We start from the raw sequence: 19,487 nt of genomic DNA, 5'->3' as shown, positions 1-19,487 counted from the left end.
TAACTGAGATAGTATCACGACCGGCCCACGGGTCAAGGCAAGTCGCCACTGGCGGCTGGCCGTCGCGTGGATGAAGCACTATAATTTGTTTAGATCGCGCTGCGGTGCGCGAGAACAGCCTTGGCGACCTTTGTCACGGTGGCCGATACAGGAAAACGGAGATGCTTGTCGAAACCCTGCCGTCCATGATCGTCCGATATCCTGATCCTCGGTTGCGTCGGAAGTGCGAGCCGATCAGCGTTTTTGACGATTCTCTGGCCGCTCTCGTCGAGAGGATGTTCCAGATCATGCTGAGGGACCGCGGAGTGGGGTTGGCCGCACCGCAGGTCGGTCTTTCGTGCTCGCTCTTTGTAGCCAACCCCACGGGCAATCCCCAGGACAACGCGGTCTACATCAACCCCAAATTGTCTGAGTTGGTCGGGTCGGTGGAGGGAGAGGAGGGGTGCCTGTCGTTCCCGGATGTGAGGGCAAACATCCGACGAGCCAGGCGATGCCGCATCCAGGCCCAGGATTTGGCAGGCAATCCGATCGACCAGATTGGCGAGGATCTTGTTGCCCGTATCTGGCAGCACGAAATGGATCACCTTGACGGTCGGCTGATCGTCGACCACATGAATTTCGCCGACAGGCTGGCCAACAAGAAGTCGTTGAGCGACCTCGAAGCCTCTTACCGCAAGCGGGCCAAGCGGAGGTAGATGGTGTTCTCGCCGGCGCCTGAGGCGCAACTCCGTAACTCCGCATCCGGACACAGTCTTTCTGATCGATATCTTCGTCGGCGCCGAAAACGTCGGGTATCATCAACACAGGAATGTCGCACAACGTCACTGATGTTGCCGGACCGCTATCGTTGGACCGGATGCGCATCATAGGGACGGCGGAGTCCGCAGAGCAGTCGAACCGAGTCGAATGCCGGCAGAGCGGCGGTAGACTGCCGTCGTCGGTCCTCAAGGAACGTTTATCTGGTATTGTATTGGCCGCTGACGATCTGGGTTCAGGACGGTCTGCCGCGGGCACGGTATCGGACACCCAGGGCTTATTTGCCTGTTACCGGCAGGATGATGCGTGACGGATGCTCCCTGCCGCAGAACAGCTGGTTGTGGGCCTTGAGCATCGTACCCATCGGCCAGGCCGGCCAGCCGGTGTTCGGGTTGACATCGAAGCGAGGGTAGTTGCTGCCAGTCACGGCCACTCGAATACGGTGCCCCTTGTTGAAGACCATGCTTGTCGACCACAGATCCACCTCGATTTCGGTCGGCTGACCCGGCTGCAGCAGAGTCAGCCGGTCGAAGCCCTTGCGATAGCGGCAGCGGGCCAGGCCGTCGGCGATGTTCATGCTGCGGCCGTCGGGGTAGACGTCAGTGAGCTTGACCGCGAAATCGGTGTCGATCCGGTCGCTGGCCACGAAGAGCCTGGCGGTCAGTCTCCCGGTTACCTCCAGTGGCTCGGCCAGTGGTTCGCTGGTGAAGGTGACAACGTCCGGTCGTTGCTCAATATCGCGCTGGTCGTATACTCCGGGAGCAACCTTTCGCTTGGTTCCGTATTCGTTCCACGACAGCAAAAGGCATCCGCCTCTGGTCGGGACCGGGTTGAGCGGATCATGGATGAAGGCTACCTGCTCGCTGGTCGTTTCCGGGGCCTTGCGCGACAGGCTGTTGTCAGAATAGAGGTAGAACGGGGTTGGCTTGGCGGGCACGGGCCAGTTATCGGCCGTATGCCACTGGTTGCCTGGCGCATCCTCTTCCCCCACGGCTCCCATGGTGTAGTACTGGACGGCCGGTACCTTTTCCACGCCGGTGTCGATGCCTTTGAGGTGAAAGTCAAACCACTCGTCGGCGCCACAACTGAACGGCGTTTTCAGTGAGTTGGCAGGAAAAGTCAGTTCGCCGATGGGCGAGGCCTTGGCTGCCAGGGGCAGATCGGAATCGCGTTTGGGTCCTCCGTGCCCCCAGGGGCCGATGATCAGCTTCTGTTTGCCCTTGGCCCCTGGTCCGCCGTCGTTATGGCGGCTGACGAAGCCGTCGATTGTGCCTTGGAGAAAGACGTCATACCAGCCGCCGGAATGGACGGCCGGAACCTTGATCCGATGAGATTCGGCGACAGAGTCCAGCTTGCGCCAGTGTCCGTCATAAAAAGGATGCAAGCAGGTGAGCCACAAGTTGTCCGGGTGGAAGCCCGCGCCGGTCAGCCAGCCGTCGACGAGGGCGGCCCGCAATGCGCCGCTGACGTATGAGGCATGGTGATACAGGCTGGGAGCTGCGACCATGATGTATTGGGCGACCAATCCCGGCGGGTCCGTCGGAGCGAGCATACATTGAGTGATGCCCATGGCCGAGGCTCCCTCGGTGCCGATTTTCCCGTTGCACCAGGGCTGGTCCAGGATCCACTTGATCGTGTCGAGACCGTCGCGGTTGTCGCCCCACCCGCAGTCAATGAAGGCCAAGTCCTTGCCCTCAGAATCGAACCGGCCGCGCATATCCTGGATGACCATGACATAACCCCGGTCCGCCTTGGCGCCATATTCACGGTTGAAGCGGGTTCGCCCGTAGGGCGTGCGCACCACCCGGACCGGCCATTGCGGGCCGCCGGTTGCTGGGAGGTAGACATCGGTGGCCAGAAGAGTCCCGTCCGTCATGGGAACCATGGTCGTCAGACTGGCTTTGGGGTCGGCTGCCTGGCCGGAGGCAGCCGCCGCCAACGCGGTGCAAAGACACAATCGGATGGGCAATAGATGTCGACATTGAGGCATATTGGCAACCAAGCCGTTTTTCCGGCCCGTCCTCTCTGCTGGGACTACTGCGGCGGTTCCTGGGCAACAGCGTGGATTCTAGCGGTCCGGGTGAAACCTCACAACGAGTACAGAGGCTGCTGCTGTTCTCGCTGGGTCGGTGGTGCACCGGCGGGCAAGCCGTCAGTGCCACCCGCCCGGCGTGCAGCCGAAAAGGGCGTCAGGGCGTGGCGACACCTGTGAAACCGCTGAAGGCCCAACTTTTCGGTTGGCACCGTGTCTACCGGTTGGCGAGAAGAGTTCAATGTCGTATACTTTGGGAGCAGCAGGGGTGAAGTTGGTCGAGGCGTTGTCAGGTCCGAGCGAGCCCATGATCCAGGCGATGCTCAATTATCTGCGGAGCATATTCACCTCCGAGGCGTATCCGCCTTTTCAGGTATTGCTGGAGATGGCGCTGATCGGCACGGTGGTCTACAGCGTCCTGCGGTTTCTGCATGGAACGCGCGGGGCCCGACTGCTGCAAGGCCTGATCATTCTTCTGGTGGTCGGATTCCTGCTTGTCAACGTGATGGCCGAGTTTCTCGGGCTCGACCGATTGACGGTGTTGTATCAGCCCTTTCTGTTGTCGGTATTGCTGGCAACCCTCGTCGTCTTCCAGCCGGAGCTGCGGCGAGGTCTCATGCGCCTGGGGGAGACCCGTTGGCGTCGGATCAGCCAATCGGAAATCGACCGCGTGGCTGTTCCAGTCGCGGCCGCCTGCACGCAGCTTTCGAAGAACAAGATTGGAGCGTTGATCGCCATTGAAAGAGATGTCGGACTCTCGGCTATTGCGGAAGAGGGGGTGCGCCTCGATGCCCGCTTGTCGGCCGAACTGCTCAATACCATTTTCTGGCCGGGCTCGGCCTTGCACGATCTCGGGGTGGTGATTCAAAACGGGCGGATCGCCGCGGCAGCCTGTGAGTTTCCGCTGGTCGATGCCGAGGGGGTTGACCACTCCATGGGCAGCCGGCATCGGGCGGCGATTGGCCTCAGTCTCGAATCGGACGCCATTGTGGTCGTGGTCAGCGAAGAGACCGGTTCGATCTCAATTGCCGAACGAGGGCGTCTGTATCCCCATATCCGCCCGGCCGATCTTTACGACACCATCTGCCGCCATTTGAGTCATACCCGGGTGCCGCTCGTGCCTCGAGAGGAGGTTGTACCAGAACCCGAGCCGGAACCGGTGCCGAGTCCTGCGGTCTCGGAGGGTAAGGTCGGCGATGAGGTTCCGGTGGGTGAGACGCTCGACCAGGAGGTTGCGGCCGACCCCGCCAAGTCACCGCACCATGAACCGGCGGAGGCCCCTGCATGAAAACCCAGCTCCGCCTCATCGCATCGACGATTGTTCTTACGGTGTTGATCTGGATCTATGCCAATCAGGCCAGCCACAGCACCACGACGCTGCTTGTTCCGGTCAAGCTTGCTCTCGCCGAGACCGGCGGCTCCTGGGCTCTGCGTGTTGCCGACGCCCCGGCGGACCAACCCAATACCCGACAGGTGAAGCTGACTGTCCGCGGCCCCAAGCAGGCGATCCGCATGCTGGAAAGTGAGACTGGCCAGGGGCGTTTTGCATTGACCGTCAAGCTGGCCGAGCAGCTTACCCCGGGCAAGACCAATAGTCGCAATCTCTATGCCGACCTGAGCGGTTCTCCCGATCTGTTGCAACGAGGATTGAATCTCCAGTCGGTTATGCCCGAGGTCATCGAGTTCGAGGTGGATCGTTACATCAGGGTGCCGGTCGAGTTCAAGCCGGAGGCGGGGGCTTTCAAGAGCGCGCTGGTCGGCCAGCCGACCCTTGCGGAGAAGGTCACCGCCCGCGTGCTGGAGAGCAAGGTGGGCAAGGATTTCGCCGTTTATCCGCTGGTCCTGCCGCTGGAAGATGCCATCAGGGAGGCCTTCGACAAGAGGCGAACCGAAGAGGCGGCCGGGCCGCTGAGTCTTCATTTCCCCGTGCAGTTGCAGTCGCTGCGACTCGCGGTTGATGCCGACTTCGAGCCGCCGGTTGTTCACGTGACCGTCGAACTGAAAGACCAGTCGAGCATCGAACGTAAAACGGTCCGCCCTTTGTCGGTGATGGTCAGGACGCAGGATTTCTTCGAGGGCTATGAAATCGAATGGGAAGACAAGACGGGGGCGCAATTCACCCAGTCGATCAACTGCCGTGTGCCGGTGTCCAAGCTGGACGCCTTTCGCCAGATCGAGAGCACCGGCATTCTGGCCTACGTGATCATCGACAGCAGTGACCTGCCCCCGGAACCGACGACTGCCGGACCGACGGCTACCACTGTTCCCGCTCCCACGACCAGCGCGACCTATAGACCCAAGCAGGTGCACTTCGTTTTCCCGCCCGGTTTCGAGGACATCAAGCCCGTTGGCCCGCCTCCGACGGTCAATCTTCGCGTCAACAGGAAGACGACCGACGCAACCGGCCTGCCGACGCCGGCGGCGTCGTGACGGATCGAATCGAGCTGCTCTTGCTCCGTGACAAGTTCCCGCGGACGGATGCCGTACTCTTGGAAGCAGAGCACTGGCGGACAAGCCGCCTATGACGGCGTGTGGAGGACAAGCCGGCGGTGGAAGCCGGCGCCGTGCCAATCCGGCCTGTAAAGCGATATAATCCCAGGCCATGAGCAACGAAGCACTAGAACAGTATGCGTTACGGCTGGCCCGGGATGCCCGGGCAGCCGGTCGAAAACTGGCCCTGACTTCGGGCAAGCAGCGGAACGAAGCCTTGCGGGCGATGGCTGCGGCCCTGCGCGAGCAGACCGATGCCCTGGTGGCGGAGAACGCCAAGGATCTGGCCGCCGCGGAGGCTAACGGCCTGACCTCGGCGATGATCGACCGGCTCAAGCTCGACGCAGGGCGAGTGGCCAAGATGGCCCAGGCGGTCCTGGAGATTGCCGATCAGCCCGATCCGGTGGGTGAGACCATCGAAGGGCGTATGCGCCCCGACGGCTTCAGGGTGGAGAAGCGTCGTGTGCCGCTGGGCGTGGTGGCGATCATCTATGAGGCGCGGCCGAACGTGACTTCCGACGCGGCCGCCTTGTGCATCAAGAGCGCCAACGCCTGCATCCTGCGCGGCGGCAAGGAATCATTTCACTCGAACGTGGCGATCGGCTCGGCGATCTCGTCTGCCTTGGCCAAGGTCGATCTGCCGGCCGAGGCGGTGCAGATCGTCAACACCACCGACCGCAACCTCGTGCCCATCCTGCTCAAGCAGAACGAGAGCATTGACCTGGTTATCCCTCGCGGGGGCGAGTCTCTGATCCGTGCGGTCGTCGAGCAGTCGCGCATTCCGGTCATTAAGCATTACACCGGCAACTGCCATGTATATGTCGACTCCGGCTGCCCGGCCGAGATGGCCGAGAGCGTGGTCCTGAATGCCAAGATCCAGCGACCGGGTGTGTGCAACGCGGCCGAGACGATTCTGTTCCATCGGGACACGGCCGACACGCTGTTGCCTGTGATCGGTAGGAAGCTGATGGATGCGAAGGTCGAGGTGCGCGGCTGCGCCGAAACCTGCAAGCGGCTGGCCGGCTGCAAACCCGCGACCGAGCAGGACTGGTACACTGAATACCTCGACCTGGTCGTTGCGGTGAAGGTTGTGGACTCGCTGCAGGATGCGATCGACCACATTAACCAATACGGCTCACATCATACTGACGCCATTCTCACGCCCGATATTCGCTCGGCAGAGGCTTTTGTTGCCGGAGTGGATTCCGGCAACGTCATGGTTAATTGCTCGACCCGCTTGAGCGATGGGGGGGTATATGGTCTGGGCGCCGAGATCGGTATCAGCACCGACAAGCTCCACGCCCGCGGTCCCATGGGTGCTGCCGACCTGACCACGTACAAGTGGGTGGTGACCGGCAACGGCCACATTCGCCACTGAGAACCAGGAGGCAAGTATGAAAAGAAAAGTACACTCGGCTCTGAGCGTGTTCTTAGCAATCGCTTCGACGTCTTGTGCAAAAGCAGCCGTCGGTCCCGCGGCGGTTCTCCGCGAGGCACCGCTGATCCGCATGCCGGGGGTTCCCAAGCCGGACGCGCCGCAGGGGGGCGCCGTCGATTGCAACAGTCCCTGCCATTGGGACGGCGACACGATGTACATTTTCTCGTCGGAGGGCCGTCCTTTTCGGTCTTCGGGGCCCGATCTGATGCACTTGAACCCGGAGTCCGAACGCAGCACCTACGACAACGAGAAGGGCTACAACGGCGGGCGGTGGATAGAGGCCACGCACAAAGCGGAGGACGGCAAGCTCTACGGCTGGTATCACCGCGAGCCCGGGGGCGTCTGCCCGGGCAACCCCCTGACCGCCCCGGAGATCGGAGCGGTGGTCTCGACCGACAACGGCATGAACTGGCGCGACCTGGGCATCATCCTGAAGGCCCCGGACGACTCGATCTTCTGTGACACGCCCAACAAGTATTTCGCCGGCGGCAACGGCGACTTCTCCGTCATCCTGGACCAACAGGAGGAGTATTTATATTTCTTGGTCAGTACTTATCACAAGGATCCGAAGGAGCAGGGCGTGGCCATCGCAAGGATGCGATACGCCGATCGCGATGGGCCCGTCGGCAAAGTCTTCAAATGGCACCGTGGGCAGTGGAAGGAGCCGGGGTTGGGTGGACGCGTCACACCGATCTTCGGTCCGACGATCGATTGGCACAAACCGCGCGCGAACGTTTTCTGGGGCCCTTCAATCCACTGGAATACGCACCTGGAGCGTTATGTGATGTTGTTGAACCTCGCCCGGGACAAGGACTGGACGCAAGAGGGGATCTACGTCAGCATCAATCGGGACATTGTCAATCCGGAGGGTTGGAGCAAGCCGGAGAAGATTCTGGACGCTGGTCGACTGGAGGCGTCGAAGTGGTATCCGCAGGTGATTGGGACGAATGCCGCCGGTCGTGAGACGGACAAGCTGGCAGGCCGTGTCGCCCGGCTGTTCGTGGCCGGCCGGTCGAGGTGGGAGATCATCTTCCTCAGGCCGGGGGAGGCTCGCCCGGCCGGGGTGATGGAGAATCCGGACAAGGCCGTCCGCACGCCAAGCCCGGCGAAGCCAACGGCCAAGAAGAACACCGTTACAAAGACTGCCCCAAAGAAGAAATGAAGCATTTGTGTTTGGTCGGCAGGACGGGCACCGCTCAAGACCGTTATCTCATGAGAAAGTTGCCAGGCATGCGAAAGCGCTCAACAACTTGGTTTATGGCGACATTTGTTGCAGCGGTACCTGTGATGGCTCAGGCAGCCGCGGTCGCGAGCACCCGGCCGTTTGATGACGCGCCGGCCGGCGACTCGGCCGCCATTCAGAAGCTCCTCGATGCAGCGGCTCCCAAGGGCGGCACGGTGGACCTGGGAGTCGGGCGGTTTCGACTGGATCGACCCATCATCGTTCCTGAGGGCGTATGCCTTCAGGGCACTTGGCAGGGTCCTCATCACGCTCAACTTGCCAAAGGCACGGTGTTCCTCGTCTACGCCGATGTCGGCCGGGAGGATGGCCCGCCGCTGATCACGCTCAGCCCATCAAGTACGGTCAAAGGGATTACCTTCTTTTATCCCGAGCAGCGGATCCCCGGGACCAAGGCCTACCCGTGGACCATCCAGGGACGCGGCATGCACAACAGCGTAATCGACTGTACCTTCGTCAACGCATACCAGGCGATGGATTTTGCCACCCACGCCAATGAATTGCACTATGTTCGCAACTGCTTCGGGTGCCCGCTCAAGGTCGGAATCCGCGTCGACCGCTGCACGGACATTGGGCGGATCGAGAATGTCCATTTCAACCCGCACTATTGGGCCAGAGCCGAAGCTCCCGGCGTACCCCAATGGCCCGATCTCAGCCGCTATCTGTGGGAAAACCTGATTGCATTTGACTTCGCCCGGACCGACTGGGAGTACGTGCTCAACACCTTCTGCTATGGAGCGAAGATCGGCTATCTCTTCCGTCAGACCCGGCACGGCACGGTGAACGGCAACTTCCTTGGCATCGGCGCCGACTGGTGCGAGCGGGCGGTTGTCGTCGAGGCCAGCCAGCCGCCGGGCCTACTCATCACCAACGGCGAGTTCGTCGGCGGAGAAGGCTCGGTGGTGATGATGGATGTGACTGCTTCACACGCGGGCGTCGTTCAACTCAGTAACTGCGCATTCTGGGGCCCGTGCCCGACCGCTGTCCGCGTCGACGGAAAAGGCAGCGTCAGCCTCAGCCAGTGCAACTTCCTCAATCACGGCAAGCCTCGGCAGCAGGGCGATAACGTGACCGTCGAGGCTAACGGGGGACACCTGAACATCAGCAACTCGCGCTTCGGGGTCGACAAGCCGGACATCGTGCTGGGCCGCCAGGTGCGCACCGCGATTCTCTCGGGCAACTGGTTCCTCAAGAGCAAAGAGATCATCAACCATGCCGGCGACGTGGTTCAGGAAAGCCTGAGCGCGGTCGGGGCCTTGTGATGTGAAGGCGCATAAAAAAGAGGATCCAGGCTCGCCGTCACCCGGACCCTCCAAGCCAGGCTGTCCGCCCTCCAGGGCGGAGACCCACAGCCTCTCTTCGGTATTTCGGTTACACGGGGGGGTGAGATAACTTGTTTTTCGAGATTGGGCCGGGTCTGAGCAGAAGAGGGGACGCCTTTGACTGCCGCCCAGGCGAAGCCCGGTAGGGTCGCCATGTGGCAGATCTTCCTGGGAGTGTGCCCACCAAAAGCGGGCGACCAGGTCCGGACCGGCAACACCTGGCCTGGAGCCCACGACCGCACAGTCCGAGACGCGCAAACCACGTTACCAACGGGGTTTGCGAATTGCAGGATATGGGGACTTTGTCGCGGTTTTGACCGGTTTGTGGCCCGTTGCGCGGTGTACAAGGTGCAGCACCGGGCGCGGGATTCCGCCATCGGACTTCTCTGGATCGTGTTTTTTCGGTAAGCCTGGATGAATCGTGACGCGTCTGATATTGTCCGCGGCCGGTGCGAGCGTGCATGGAGGACGGCGGATGAGAACCGGAACGACGCAATCACCCGCGAACGAGGCTTTTTGCCGGAGCGGCGGCTGGCCTTCCACCAGGCCGAGAGCGGCCCGATCATGGAGCAGCTCCGGGCCTGGTGCATCCGGCAGTTCGATGAACGGCTGGTGGAGCCCAACTCAGCGCTCGGCCAGGCCATCACCTACCTGGCCAAGCACTGGCAGAAGCTGACCGTCTTCGCGCGTCAGCCCGGAGCCCTGCTGGATAACGACGTTGTCGAACGGACTCTGAAGCGGGCGATCCTGCATCGAAAAAACGCCCTGTTCTACAGAACCCTGCACGGGGCCCACGTCGGCGACCTGTTCATGAGCCTCATACACACCTGCCAAAGCGACGAAATCGACCCCTTCGACTGCCTGACCGAACTGCGGCACCGCGCCGTAGAGCTCGCCGCCCAGCCCGAACACCGGATACCCAGGAACTACCGGCAAAGTCTCGCCGTTATCGGCGGCGGATGACCACGTCGGAAAAAGTCACGCTATGCAGGCTTCCCGGAAGGACACCAATTGCTGCCACGCCGTTCGCCAATCCCGGCGTGAACGCCGCGATCTGGTAGGCACCCTACGCAGCACTGGGACTGAGAAAAGATTGCAGGGAGAGCAATGAAGTCATCGTCGGTGTCGCCGGAGAGTGAATCCGGTCGGTGCGGGCATGATAACACGTCGTGCCGTTCTCCCGCAGAGCGCGCTCGTGCAGGAAGTATCATCCTCCGAAAACGCCTTTGGCCTTGAGTCCTTGGATGATTGCCGTCACGCTGCCCATAGAGACGATCTCGTCGTTGTCGAAGGTGATTTTGAAGGTCCTCTCCAGCTCCAGGATCAGGGAGAGATGAGCCACGGAGGTCCATCCGGGGACATCAGCGGCCGTGGTCTGCTCGGTGATGGACGCGAGCGTCGTCGCGTCGAGCTTCATGGCACGGGACATGCATTGACGAATCGCTTCGAGCACGGGGAACTCCAAAGAAGTTGTCAGCGATCAGCCGTCAGCCATCGGCCAGAAACATTTTCGAGAGCTGAAAGCTGATCGCTGACCGCTCTCTCTTCAATCCAACCATTGTTTCGGGTCCTTGATCTTCATTGGCACGTACTCTTCGGTGAGATACGTGAGCCGCTTGTTGATCATGGCTTCGACTTCCATCTTAAAGCCGTTCTGCATCATCTTGCGGATTTCCTTTTCCCACTGCTTCTTGCCCTGGAACCAGGGGTACTCGAGGATCTGCTTGGCCCGCTTGATGTCCTTGTCATCCAGACCGATCTTGACGTCGTCCGTGAGGCCGCAGCGTTCGTAGTCAAAGCTGGACACGCCAATGAACTTGGCTTGCGGGACGGCCATGCGTCGGCTTTCATAGGCGAGATTAATGGAGCCCTGCTTGATCACGGAGTAGATGTAATATCCCCAGGGGTCGTTATCGAGCAGGCAGTAGACGGGCAGCTTCAGCTCGTCATGCATGCGTCGCAGCAGCCGTCGCATGCCTCGGGTGGGCTGTCCGCTGCCGTGAGTTATGATGCAGTTGTGCTTTTCGTGGAAGCGGTCCTCGTAGAAGCGCCGCCAGACGGTATCTTTTTCGACATGGAGGATGTACTTGGCGCTGCACTTCTTGAACTGGATCACATCGGGCTCGCAGATACTCGGTACGGCATAACCGGCCGAGCCCATTCGCATACAATCAAGCGTATTGCCGTCGTCCACAAGCGTGATCGGCCCGACCAGGTTGCCGCGGTTGCTGGCATAGACATGCAGTTCCTCGCGAAGCGCGTCGATAGTGACCTCGAGATCCTCAATGATCGGATCGGACTCATCCTGGTCATTAAAGGTTTTCTCCTTACTGCCGGCCACGTCGTGCTTGCAGAGGTAGAACAGACCACGAATTGAGGAAGTCTTTTCCTCGTCGATAAGCTTCTTGCACTGGGCGGCCACCAGCATGGTCTGCATGAACTTCCTGGCCATGGACAGGTCGAAAAACTGGCGGGTCTGGGAGGCGTCGCCCATCTCAAGGATGGCTTTCTTGGGGTTGAAGTTGACGTTCGAGAGGGCCCGGATGGGGATTTCGAGCTTGGGGCTCTTGCGCCTCCTGGCGTTCTCGACGATCATCTCCGCAAGCTCTTCGATCTTGCGGGCCGTTTCCTTCGCTTTGGCTTTTGCGGCGGCACTGGTTCTGCCTCCGGAGCCGCTCGCCGGAACAGTTGATTTAGTTCTGGCCAATCAAACATCCTCCGTGCGTCGACGTCTCTTCACTCGTCCATTTGGGTTGACGCGGATCTTCTGCAGGCGGGGCCGAAGCTCCGAAGGAATCTGCTTCTGCAGGAGCATCGTCCATCAAGCCGGCATGGCTGGTGTTGGGGACTGCACCTTCATCCCTTGCGGCCACGGCGTTGCCACCCATCACGATAAAAGGTATTTCGGCCGCGAGCAGCGGCTGAACGGTCCGACGAAGCCTTTCCGGGGCGTTCGCCCCTGCTCGTTGGGCCTTCATCTCAACCTCCCATGAGGAACACACGGGAGTCATCGAGGTGGTCACATCAGCAATCTTCATACGCCACGATTCCAGCGGTTTCTGGTGCCACAAACCATGACCAGCGGCTTTGCGGAGCTTGAGGCTGACGGGCGACGCGTCGCGTCTCCCGTTGGCGTGGGCCGGAGAGATCCCGGCAGCCGGCTCACCCCGTCGCCTGGAAAAGGGGACCGGGATTGCCCGATGCCTCGTCCTGCTGCTCGACCACCACGGTATTCTCGCCGTACTCGGAATCCCCGCCGACGCGCTTGCCATGTTTGTCGAGCTGGTCATCGGCCTGGGCAGTCGCCTTCTTCGACATAGCCAGGAGGTTCTCGCACAACTCGGTCCTGTTGATTCGTTTGATGGTTGCGCAAGCGTTGACCACCTCGGTGATGTACTTCTCGAAGATGCTTCGTCTCTCGCCCTGGTACTTCATTTTGCGCCGGCGGTTGAGATAGGCGGACAGTTTTCGGCCGCAGTCCTGCAGGGCCAGCTTGATCTCGGCGCGTATCTCATCGTAATCGGCGATGGCCTCCTTGGACTCCGAGGTAAACGGAACCCACACGCTGGCCATATGGACGAGCACCACCATCGGGGCCTGCGGCAAGGCCCCGCTGCTCTGGGACAAGCCGTAACGGCGCCAATCGACGTCAATAACGCTCTTGTACATGCAGCAAGCCGACTGTTGGTAGAGCAACGGGACGCGGTTGGCGAAGCGGATCACCCGGGCCAGCATCTGCGAGCCGGAGCCGTTGCCGTTGCCGGTCTTGAGCTTACCGCCGCGTCTGAAGGCCCTCAGGGCATCGACGGCCACTTCGGAGTCGCCTTCATTTTCGGCCTTCGGGTCGGGTCCCAGCGAGCCGCCGTAGGCCAGTCCCACCTCGATTTGGAAGGGGTTTCCGCGATAGACGGCAGGGGGGCGCGTCGAGGCGGTGAAGAACTCGGCTTTCACGCCTTTGAGCAGGCCGGTCAGGATCTGCTCGGCACCGATGGGTGCCAGGCAGTTGGTCGGCGGCGACATCAGCTTGGTTTTCTGGATTGCCTCGTAAAGCTTCTCGGCTTCCTGGCGGGCGATGCGCTTCGGGTGGGCCCTGGGGCTGAGCCTGGCGGCCTGGCAGATCTCCTCGGCAACCTTCGGCCCGACGCGGCAGAATTCGCTCTGAAGAAAACCGCTGAGCCAGTGAGACTTGGTATCGTGAAGCATTTTGATCAGCAGTCCGAGTTCGACGCCATGTGGGTGGGGTTTGATCTCCTGGGTCTGCGCGGGCATGACGTCGGTGCCGCGGTCGTAAGTGACGGGTTCGCCGACCGGCGGGCGGAAGTGGATCCGGACGTGCGGATTGGCGATGGCGGTTTGCTCGATGTACTCATCGACCGACTGCCGGCCTTTGTTGTATGAACCGGCGAGTTCGATCTCGACCTGAGTACCGGTGTCCCAGTCGACCTTGATGGTTTCATCCTTGACGATGTTGGGCGCGTTCTTCTTTGTGTCGATCTGGATCTCGTAGTAGTGAGCGTCTTTCTTCGGTGAAATCCGCGAGGTGATCTTGACGCTCTTGCCGGTGGTGAGCAGGCCGTACATGCCGGCCGCGGAGATGCCTATGCCCTGTTGGCCGCGGGACATCTTGAGTCGATGGAACTTGGACCCGTAGAGCAGCTTTCCAAACACGTTGGGGATTTGCTGTTTGACGATGCCGGGGCCATTGTCCTTGACGGTCACCCGGAAGCGTTCTTCGGCGGTCTGTGCGATCCGGACTTCGATTTCCGGCAGATGGCCGGCCTCCTCGCATGCATCGAGGGCGTTGTCGACGGCTTCCTTGACGCACATCAGCAGGGCCTTGCGCTTGTTGTCGAAACCCAAGAGGTGCCGGTTTTTGGCGAAGAACTCGGAGACGGAGATGTCTCGCTGCATCTTGGCCATGGACTCGGCCGTGGCGTGTGTTGTCCTGGAACGGGCGGGCTTTCTGTCATCGGTGTCGTCGCGGCCGGACTTCGGGCCGGGCTTGGCGGTCGATCGCGGTGTCGAATGCGCGTCGGCTGCCTTGGCGGCTGATTGGGCCGCAGCAGGAGATGTCGTCCTGTTCCCGTTGCCTTTACCGGCGTTTGCGGGCGACGCAAACGCCATGAGCATCTGTCCGCCGTCCGAATGCTTTTTGTGCTTCACCATAGGGAAGCCGTCCCTGGCTCAGGGTCAATTCTCTCCACAAGCTCTCCCATCCGGCACCATGATATGACGCCGGGCTGTTGATGCAACCACCTACGGGCGTGCCGAGCCTGCCGCCACGTCGTTCTGAAGTGTACATCGGCTGTTGGGGGGCAAGAAGAACACCCACAGTGTAGTCGGCGGGCGTTGCGAAGAGTTTCAACTCAGGGGGAATGGGGATCAAGCCGTTCTCGGCTGGGGTATTCACGCGTGTCTTGCCCACGGAATCTCACGGAGCCGTTCGATCGGGATGGGGGCTCCCGTCGTCACGTCGAAACCGTAGGTTCCTTCGTCCATGCGCCGAAGCACCTGGTCGACTTCCCACAGAAGGCTCGTTTTGCGGTTGATGTTGGTGCGGGAGAGAGCGCACTCCCAGGCGGCCCGTCGCCTGTCTGCGGGGTCTGCCGGGCTGCTTGACAGGCGGGATTGGCAGACGGCTGCCTCTGCTTCGAGTGCAGCAAGCTGTTGGGAGAGGGACGCGCGGCGTTCAAGGAGAATCTGGCGCAATTCATCCAAGATCTCCAATGGCAATGAAGAATCACCGCGCCCTTCAGTGACGCGAGCGGGCACAGGAATGCCGGAGGGAGGCGTATCGGTTCTCCAATCCGCAGATGTTGTATACCCTGTCATTGGCAAGTCCTCCTTCGGCTGATGCTGCCCTCCCCGGGGCCGTCGTGCCAGCGGTAACCGGAGCCGGTCCATGAAGCCATCCTGATCCCGGAATCCGCCAACAGTTCGACAACCCTTGTGGACAGTTGACTCCCCAAAGCCGCGCACGAGGGTTGTCGAACAGACAGGCTCTCCGCAGGTTCCAGATCTGGCATCTGCCGTGCCAATGGTCCAAGCCTCACTTGTTTCTGTAAGTGATTTTGAAACAATAGTTTAAGAAAACGGGAGGCGAGACAGTGTCGGCCATATCTGGCTAGTAAATAGCCACGTAGATCGCTAAACGTCCACGAAGATCGTTATTTATTCATTCTGAGACTGACCTGCGGATCTTGATGTTGAGCTCTGCCATTTTTTTTCGGAGGGTGGTTCGGGTGATTCCCAGGAGCCTTGCGGCTGGGGCCATTTGGCCGTTGGTGCGTGCCAGGCAGGCGCGGATGACCTCCCGCTCGGCGGTCTGAATTACTCGCTCATATAGCTGACCATGGAACTGCTGATGATCGAGTAACCGGGCACACAGTTCTCGAAGATGGGGTTCGCGGGCCTCAGTGTGGGCGTCGGGCTGGGGCTCGAGGGGCGCGGGTGCTCCAGCCCGGGCACAGGCGCGAATGGGCTCCGGCAAGAACCCGATCTGGAACACGGAACCGCGGGCGACAACGAGGGAGGCCTTGATCACATTCTCCAGCTCGCGGACGTTGCCCGGCCAGGGGTAGTTCAGGAACGCGGAGATCACCTCGGGGGAGAACTTCTGCACGTTCGAGCCGATCTGGGGGTTGAATCGACGAACGAAATAGTGGGCCAGCAGGACGGCGTCGACGTCGCGATCCCGCAGAGGGGGCAGGTGGATGGAAGCGACTTTGAGGCGATAAAAAAGGTCCTGGCGGAAGCGTCGTTCGGCGATCATTTGCTCGATGGGTTGGTTTGTAGAGGCGAGGATTCGCACGTCGCAGTGGATCGTTTCGTTCCCGCCAAGTCGCTGGAAGGTGCCATCCTGAAGGACTCGAAGCAGCTTGGCCTGGGTGGAGAGGGGCAGATCGCCGATTTCGTCGAGCAGGAGGGTGCCGGAGTTGCACTGCTCGAACTTGCCGATGCGGCGGACGTCGGCGCCGGTGTAGGCGCCTTTTTCGTTTCCGAAGAGCTCGCTCTCGAGCAGCGTTTCGGGGATGGCGGCGCAGTTGACGGCGAGGAAGGGCCGATCTTTTCGCCGGCTGTGCTGATAGATGGCCCGGGCGACGAGTTCCTTTCCGGTGCCGCTTTCGCCGGTGATGAGTACGTTCACTTCACGAGGGGCAATCAGGCCAATGAGTTTGAAGACTTCGTGGATCGCCGGAGACTGTCCCACGATTCGGTCAACAGGCTGGTCGCGATCGGAGCTTTCGTAAACCGCAGGGACGATCATGTCGTGGCTGATCCGCAGGGCGTTGCTGAGGTGATGGATGAGATCCTCGCGGCGAAGCGGCTTGAGGAGATAATCGATGGCCCCGTGTTTGATGGCCTCAATGGCCTGGTCGCTGCGGGCCCGCTCGGCGATCAGGACGGCACAAAGCCTTGGCCATCGGGCTCGAAGCTGCACGAGCATCGTAAGGCCGGCTCCTTCGGGGGAACCCATATCAAGGAGGGTGACGTCGGGGGGCGACGCCTCGATGGTCTGGAAAGCCTCGTCGAGCGTTTCGACGACCCTCAGGGCGACTGAGAGGTCGGAGCAGGCCGATTCGACCAGCTGCCGGATTTGGGGGTCGGCGTCAACGAGAAGAATGCTTCCAGCCATGACGTCATCCTAACGGTAGCGCGAATGGGATTGAAGGTGTGATGTCGCGGAGTGTTCGGTTCGCCATCGGGGTTGGTGCGGTCACAAGGTCTCCGAGAGGGTATTGGGAGGATGGCCGGATTGAGCCTTGCGAAGGGCAGATTCCTGCCCTAATCTCCGCCGAGAACGGGTGTTGCGGAGTTATCCACGGTGGGTTCGTTCAGCGCGGTCGGGGAGAGGGAGATCAGGGATTTCAGATTTGAGGCTTCGGAAAAACAAGCGAGGGGGAGAGATTCTCCATTTTGACATTTGGGTTTGTTTCGCTGGACGAGCCGCGGGGTTTTCGTGCTGAGCGACCAATCTTTGGTTGTCAAAGAGCGCGCAGTCTGTCCGGGTGCTCGGTGCGGGACGAGAACACACGTGGTGATCCGGAGGTGGTGCGGGTTGCGGAGCAGGTGGGCCGAGCAATTGCTGATGGCCCGATCACCATGACCGATAGCTAAACGAGTTCCACGGTGGTCGGGCCTTTTTCGATCCGGCCGATGATGAGGGCGTCAAGTTGATGGCGGCGGCGGAAGCGACCGACGATGGAGTGGGCGAAGGCCGGTCGGACGATGAGGATGTAGCCTATTCCCATGTTGAAGACCCGGAACATTTCGTCGCGTCTCACGCCGAGGGATTGCAGGTAGCGGAAAACAGGCGGGGGCGTCCAGCTCTTAGTGTTGATCACGGCCTTGAGGCCGTCGGGGATGACGCGGTCGACGTTGCCGGGCAGGCCGCCGCCAGTGATGTGGGCCATGCCGCGGACGACGCGCTTGACCCTATAGTTGTGCAGAAGGTCGAGCACGGGCATAACGTAGATCCGCGTTGGACGGAGGAGCTCGTCGCCGATCGGCCCGCCGATCATCGGCACTACTGAATCATACTTAAGCCGGGCTTCTTTGAAGACCAGCCGCCGGGCGAGAGCGTAGCCGTTGGAATGGAGGCCGGTCGAGGGCAGGCCGATGATCAAGTCGCCGGCCTCGATTTCGGAACCGTCGATGATCTTCTTTCGTTCGACTACGCCGACGGCAAATCCGGCCAGATCGAAGTCGTCGGGTTTGTAGATGTCGGGCAGCTCAGCCGTCTCGCCGCCGATGAGGGAGCAATCTGATTCGCGGCATCCGGCGGCGATTCCGGCCACGATCTGGGCGACACGTTTGGGATCAAGCTTGTTAACAGCCACGTAATCGAGAAAGAAGAGGGGCTCGGCCCCGAGGGTCAGCATGTCGTTGACGTTCATGGCCACCAGGTCAATGCCGACGGTGTCGTAGTGACCGGAGTCGCGGGCCAGCAGAATTTTGCTGCCGACGCCGTCGGTGCAGGCGACGAGGACGGGCTCCTTGTAGTTGCGTTTGAACAGAGCTTCGCAGTAATCGAGGCGGAACAGGCCGGCGAAACCGCCGTGCTTGCCGAACACGCGGGGGCCGTAGGTGCTGCGAACGATGGGCTTGATCAGCTCGACCATGACGTCGTTCGCGTCGATGTCCACGCCGCTGTCTTTGTAAGTGATCGTCTTTTTGCGTTTGCCCATCCCGACAATCTAACGGGCGGGCAGGGGGCAGACAACTCCGACAAGGGCAAGTGAAGGATGAAGACGGCAGGATGAAGGAGGAATCAAGGCCAGGTCCTGTGAGTTCAGTTTCGCGCCCGCTGGGAGGTGGGGCGGCTGATTGCCGGCCGCTGAACGGCGACAGCTTTCTGCCACCGTTATCTTGAGAAGCTCATTCAGCGAGCCGAAGCACGTGATACGAAAGGCCACGTATCGAGCCTGAAGATGCTTGACGCGATTGCCGGATTATCGGCCCTAGCTGCTGGGATAGTCGCGCCGGTCGCGCTGCGGCGCGTCTCTGGTCTGTCTCAAGTCAGGCCTGAGCCCAAGCCGCAGCCGAGGGACGGAGACCGGCTGGAGCTGTCAGCGGGGCACATCCATGAGGAAGGCCGGACTTGCCCACTTTGCGGAGTGGAGATCAGCGGCCAAGACGGATGGGCGTCACCGAGCTGGGTCGCAACCGAGCGTGCCTTGGGAGGGGAGACACAAGGCGGGTTGGTTGATTTGGGCAAGGTGCTGACCGCCGAGGAGGAAGAGAAGCTGGAGAAGCTCAAAGAGCGCGACCGGGAGGTCCGCGCACACGAGCAGGCTCACAAGGCGGCCGGTGGGCAATGCGCGGGCAGCGCCAGCTACAGCTATCAGACCGGCCCGGATGGCCGTCCGTATGCCGTCGGCGGTGAGGTTTCCGTAGACCTCTCGCCGGTGCCGGGTGATCCGCAGGCTACGATCGCCAAGATGCAGCAGATTCGGCGGGCAGCTTTGGCCCCGGCCCAGCCGTCATCTCAGGACCGGCTGGTGGCAGCACAAGCCGGTCGTATTGAAGCCAAGGCACGCGCCGAGCTGGCCGAGAAGAAGACCGAGGGGGCATCCAGTGAGGGGTTGTCCGGCGACGGTGTTGCTGGTCAGGAGAGCAGCACCGAACGCCGCTATACCGACGAAGCAGCCGGCGAAGGCAGCCCGGCAGGGTTTCTACTGGATATTGCCATCTGACTCGCCGCCATTT

Annotated in this window: 14 protein-coding genes and 1 pseudogene; 8 read left to right on the top strand and 7 right to left on the bottom strand. The window is 61.1% G+C overall.

Features of this window, described 5'->3' with window-relative positions:
• Positions 1-161: 161 nt before the first annotated feature.
• Positions 162-695 (top strand): peptide deformylase, encoded by a 534-nt coding sequence (gene def / locus PLL20_00910; protein HPD28525.1) that lies wholly within the window; start codon positions 162-164, stop codon positions 693-695.
• A gap of 338 nt (positions 696-1,033) precedes the next feature.
• Here def and PLL20_00905 read toward each other — a convergent pair whose 3' ends face one another.
• Entirely contained in the window at positions 1,034-2,746 is a 1,713-nt protein-coding gene (locus PLL20_00905; GenBank protein ID HPD28524.1) for a CocE/NonD family hydrolase, read from the bottom strand.
• 283 nt (positions 2,747-3,029) lie between these two features.
• Here PLL20_00905 and cdaA point away from each other — a divergent pair, with 283 nt between their 5' ends.
• The 6 genes from cdaA (at position 3,030) to PLL20_00875 (ending at position 10,241) form a co-directional block, all read left to right on the top strand.
• The gene (gene cdaA / locus PLL20_00900) at positions 3,030-4,076 is read left to right on the top strand and encodes a diadenylate cyclase CdaA (GenBank protein HPD28523.1); all 1,047 of its coding nucleotides are present in this window, start codon (positions 3,030-3,032) and stop codon (positions 4,074-4,076) included.
• Positions 4,073-5,218 carry a hypothetical protein gene (locus PLL20_00895; GenBank protein HPD28522.1) on the top strand — a complete coding sequence of 382 codons (1,146 nt, stop codon included), beginning with the start codon at positions 4,073-4,075 and terminating at the stop codon, positions 5,216-5,218. Before cdaA ends, PLL20_00895 begins: the two co-directional genes overlap by 4 nt.
• Before the next feature lie 172 nt (positions 5,219-5,390).
• Positions 5,391-6,656: a glutamate-5-semialdehyde dehydrogenase gene (locus PLL20_00890; protein HPD28521.1), complete on the top strand. Its 1,266-nt coding sequence runs from the start codon at positions 5,391-5,393 to the stop codon at positions 6,654-6,656.
• Positions 6,657-6,672: 16 nt separating this feature from the next.
• Complete coding sequence (locus PLL20_00885; protein HPD28520.1) at positions 6,673-7,878, top strand: hypothetical protein; 1,206 nt, start codon at positions 6,673-6,675, stop codon at positions 7,876-7,878.
• A 125-nt stretch (positions 7,879-8,003) separates the two neighbouring features.
• Entirely contained in the window at positions 8,004-9,218 is a 1,215-nt protein-coding gene (locus PLL20_00880) for a hypothetical protein (GenBank protein ID HPD28519.1), read from the top strand.
• Positions 9,219-9,692: 474 nt separating this feature from the next.
• Positions 9,693-10,241 carry a transposase gene (locus PLL20_00875; GenBank protein HPD28518.1) on the top strand — a complete coding sequence of 183 codons (549 nt, stop codon included), beginning with the start codon at positions 9,693-9,695 and terminating at the stop codon, positions 10,239-10,241.
• 244 nt (positions 10,242-10,485) lie between these two features.
• Here the strand turns inward: PLL20_00875 and PLL20_00870 are convergent, their stop codons facing one another.
• The 6 genes from PLL20_00870 to purM form a co-directional block, all read right to left on the bottom strand.
• Entirely contained in the window at positions 10,486-10,731 is a 246-nt protein-coding gene (locus tag PLL20_00870; protein ID HPD28517.1) for an acyl carrier protein, read from the bottom strand.
• Between the two features lie 93 nt (positions 10,732-10,824).
• Positions 10,825-11,985, bottom strand: coding sequence for a DNA topoisomerase IV subunit A (locus PLL20_00865; protein HPD28516.1), 1,161 nt, complete (start codon positions 11,983-11,985; stop codon positions 10,825-10,827).
• A gap of 455 nt (positions 11,986-12,440) precedes the next feature.
• A complete protein-coding gene (locus tag PLL20_00860) occupies positions 12,441-14,444 on the bottom strand; it encodes a DNA topoisomerase VI subunit B (protein ID HPD28515.1) in 2,004 nt (667 codons plus the stop codon).
• 240 nt (positions 14,445-14,684) lie between these two features.
• Positions 14,685-15,110, bottom strand: a complete 426-nt coding sequence (locus tag PLL20_00855; protein HPD28514.1) for a TraR/DksA family transcriptional regulator — start codon at positions 15,108-15,110, stop codon at positions 14,685-14,687.
• A 343-nt stretch (positions 15,111-15,453) separates the two neighbouring features.
• On the bottom strand, positions 15,454-16,914 hold the full coding sequence (locus PLL20_00850; GenBank protein ID HPD28513.1) for a sigma-54 dependent transcriptional regulator: 1,461 nt from the start codon (positions 16,912-16,914) through the stop codon (positions 15,454-15,456).
• A 478-nt stretch (positions 16,915-17,392) separates the two neighbouring features.
• On the bottom strand, positions 17,393-18,466 hold the full coding sequence (gene purM, locus PLL20_00845; protein HPD28512.1) for a phosphoribosylformylglycinamidine cyclo-ligase: 1,074 nt from the start codon (positions 18,464-18,466) through the stop codon (positions 17,393-17,395).
• 543 nt (positions 18,467-19,009) lie between these two features.
• On the opposite strand from purM, the pseudogene PLL20_00840 reads away from it, so the two are divergent.
• Positions 19,010-19,336: pseudogene (locus tag PLL20_00840) on the top strand (putative metalloprotease CJM1_0395 family protein).
• Positions 19,337-19,487 lie beyond the last annotated feature (151 nt).

Source organism: Phycisphaerae bacterium (assembly GCA_035384605.1).
GTDB lineage: Bacteria > Planctomycetota > Phycisphaerae > UBA1845 > PWPN01 > JAUCQB01.
Note: the sequence above shows the minus strand (reverse complement) of the source record. Positions and strands in the feature narration are given on the sequence as shown.

Excerpts from the sequence above, each read along its gene's own strand:
- def (HPD28525.1), top strand. The coding sequence starts at position 162 with ATGCTTGTCGAAACCCTGCCGTCCATGATCGTCCGATATCCTGATCCT.
- PLL20_00905 (HPD28524.1), bottom strand. The coding sequence starts at position 2,746 with ATGCCTCAATGTCGACATCTATTGCCCATCCGATTGTGTCTTTGCACC.
- cdaA (HPD28523.1), top strand. The coding sequence starts at position 3,030 with ATGTCGTATACTTTGGGAGCAGCAGGGGTGAAGTTGGTCGAGGCGTTG.
- PLL20_00895 (HPD28522.1), top strand. The coding sequence starts at position 4,073 with ATGAAAACCCAGCTCCGCCTCATCGCATCGACGATTGTTCTTACGGTG.
- PLL20_00890 (HPD28521.1), top strand. The coding sequence starts at position 5,391 with ATGAGCAACGAAGCACTAGAACAGTATGCGTTACGGCTGGCCCGGGAT.
- PLL20_00885 (HPD28520.1), top strand. The coding sequence starts at position 6,673 with ATGAAAAGAAAAGTACACTCGGCTCTGAGCGTGTTCTTAGCAATCGCT.
- PLL20_00880 (HPD28519.1), top strand. The coding sequence starts at position 8,004 with ATGGCTCAGGCAGCCGCGGTCGCGAGCACCCGGCCGTTTGATGACGCG.
- PLL20_00875 (HPD28518.1), top strand. The coding sequence starts at position 9,693 with ATGAATCGTGACGCGTCTGATATTGTCCGCGGCCGGTGCGAGCGTGCA.
- PLL20_00860 (HPD28515.1), bottom strand. The coding sequence starts at position 14,444 with ATGGTGAAGCACAAAAAGCATTCGGACGGCGGACAGATGCTCATGGCG.
- PLL20_00855 (HPD28514.1), bottom strand. The coding sequence starts at position 15,110 with ATGACAGGGTATACAACATCTGCGGATTGGAGAACCGATACGCCTCCC.
- PLL20_00850 (HPD28513.1), bottom strand. The coding sequence starts at position 16,914 with ATGGCTGGAAGCATTCTTCTCGTTGACGCCGACCCCCAAATCCGGCAG.
- purM (HPD28512.1), bottom strand. The coding sequence starts at position 18,466 with ATGGGCAAACGCAAAAAGACGATCACTTACAAAGACAGCGGCGTGGAC.